The sequence below is a fragment of the Streptomyces sp. SPB074 genome (assembly GCF_000154905.1).
Lineage (GTDB): Bacteria > Actinomycetota > Actinomycetes > Streptomycetales > Streptomycetaceae > Streptomyces.
In genome coordinates this window covers 6,096,912-6,099,228 of the sequence record NZ_GG770539.1, presented here as the reverse complement: position 1 = coordinate 6,099,228, position 2,317 = coordinate 6,096,912, and the positions used below count along the sequence as shown (strand labels likewise).

1 protein-coding gene is annotated in these 2,317 nt (G+C 74.3%); it reads left to right on the top strand.

Going from position 1 to position 2,317, the window contains the following annotated elements; genetic code table 11:
* Positions 1-339: 339 nt before the first annotated feature.
* Complete coding sequence (locus SSBG_RS25880; RefSeq protein WP_008749008.1) at positions 340-2,232, top strand: AAA family ATPase; 1,893 nt, start codon at positions 340-342, stop codon at positions 2,230-2,232.
* The last annotated feature ends 85 nt before the right edge of the window (positions 2,233-2,317 follow it).

Sequence of the window (2,317 nt, the reverse complement as noted above, 5' to 3'; positions counted from 1 at the left end):
GACACGAAGCCCCCGGTTGTTCCCCCGTGACCGGGGGCTACAATTCTGCCCCCCGCTCCCCCGCTTTCGCCGCACTTGACGCATTCGTCCACTCACAGCGAGTGACCACACCTGGATGCCTCCCCGTGCGCCCCCTGCGCCCGGCGCTGCCTCCGCGACGCCCGCGACACCCTTCGGCAGGGCACGTCTGCGCAGGTACGATGCCGCAGTGCGGCCCGTCCCCTGGCGGGCGGCACCCGCACGGGGGAGCAAGAGCCGCTCGCGGCGCGGCGGTTCGGCCGCGCGGCCGACGACGGGTCCGGCGGCAAGGCCACGGGGGCACGGTTTGTGGGGGACGTGATGGACTTCGGCACGCACGGCGCACCGGGCCCGGCCGATCTCGCCTGGTTGCGCGGCGTCGACGCCTACACGATGGGCGCCTATCCGCAGGCGGAGGAGGAGTTCCGCACGGCGGTGCGCCTCGATCCGGGCATGGCGGACGGCTGGCTGGGCCTGCACGCCCTGCGCATCGACACCCCGGCCGCGCTGTTGCGCATGTTCCAGCACCGCGACCGTTTCGGCGAGCAGCGGGCCAGGCACCGGCGCCCGCTCAATTCCTGGTACTGGCTGGGCTGGTGGGTGCAGCCGGTGCTGGAGACCACGCGGGATCTGCTGCTCGCGCACGCCTCGCACTGGCTCGACGGGCGCCACGTGCCTGATCTCGACCGGGCGCTCGGCGCGCTGCCGCCGCCCGAGAGCGACCGGCAGGTGCGGTTCCTGCACGCCTGCCGGTCCTATCTCGTCAAGGACTGGGAGCAACTGGCCCGGCACACCGATCCCTTGCTGGACGACGTGCTCCTCGGTATCGAGGCGGGGCTCTTCGGCGGGATGGCGCGGGTCCGGCTGGAGATGTACGGGCAGGCGGAGCCGCTGCTCTCGGCGGCGCTCATGCGCTGCCGCAGCGAGCAGCCGCAGCGCAAGGAACTGCGGTACTGGCTGGCGCGGGCCCGGGAGGGCAGCGGGCGCAGCGCGGCGGCGCTGCCGCTGTACCGCGCGGTGCACCGGGTGGACGCGGGTTTCATGGACACGGCGGCGCGGCTCGCGGCGATCTCCGAGGGCGACGGCTACCAGGATCTCGCCTCGCCGCTGGACTACGCGGCGGTGAGCCTCGGCGGCGCGGGGCAGGACACGGCGGTGGCGCGCGAGGGCGGCGAACCGCTCTTCGGCGCGGACACGGCGGCGGCCGAGCCCCCGCACCTGGGCGGGGAACCGCCGGTGAACGGCCCGGCCGAGGACGTACGCGAGAAGGCGGTGCTGCCCGCGCAGCCCGGGCCGCGGCGGATACCGGCCGGTCCGGCCGATCCCGCGCTCCTGGAGGCCGCGCTCGCCGAGCTGGAGCAGATGGTCGGGCTGGAGCCGGTGAAGCGTCAGGTGCGGGCGCTGTCGGCGCAGCTGAACATGGCGCGGCTGCGCGCGGAGCAGGGACTGCCGGTGCAGCCGCCGAAGCGGCACTTCATCTTCTCGGGCCCCTCGGGCACGGGGAAGACCACGGTGGCGCGCATCCTGGGGCGGGTCTTCTACGCGCTGGGCCTGCTGGGCGGGGACCACCTCGTGGAGGCGCAGCGCTCGGACCTGGTGGGCGAGTACCTGGGCCAGACGGCGGTCAAGGCGAACGAGCTGATCGACTCGGCGCTCGGCGGGGTCCTCTTCGTGGACGAGGCGTACAGCCTCTCCAACTCCGGGTACGGGCGCGGGGACGCCTACGGGGACGAGGCGCTGCAAGTGCTCCTCAAGCGGGCGGAGGACAACCGGGGCCATCTCGTGGTGATACTCGCGGGCTACCCCGAGGGCATGGACCGGCTGCTGGCCGCCAATCCCGGGCTCGGCTCGCGCTTCACGAGCCGCGTGGACTTCCCCTCGTACCGGCCCGCGGAGCTGACCCGGATCGGCGAGGTGCTCGCCGGGGCGAACGGGGACCACTGGGACGAGGAGGCGCGCGAGGAACTGGCCTCGATCGCGGGGCACGTGGTCGAGGAGGGCTGGATCGACGAGCTGGGCAACGGCCGCTTCCTGCGCACGCTGTACGAGAAGTCCTGCGCCTACCGCGATCTGCGGCTGATGAGCTACCCGGACCCGCCCAGCCGCGACGACCTCGCGACGCTGCGCCTGCCGGACCTCATGCAGGCGTACGGGGAGGTCCTGTCGGGGCGCAACCCGGGACCGCACGAGCCGACGGCGGAGGACGACTTCTGAGCCCGGCCCCCGCGACGGCGCCCCGGGAGAGCCCCCAAAGGGCACCGGGCGGCGCCGGGGGCGGGACACCGGGCGACCCCGCCGG

Excerpts from the sequence above, each read along its gene's own strand:
- SSBG_RS25880 (WP_008749008.1), top strand. The coding sequence starts at position 340 with ATGGACTTCGGCACGCACGGCGCACCGGGCCCGGCCGATCTCGCCTGG.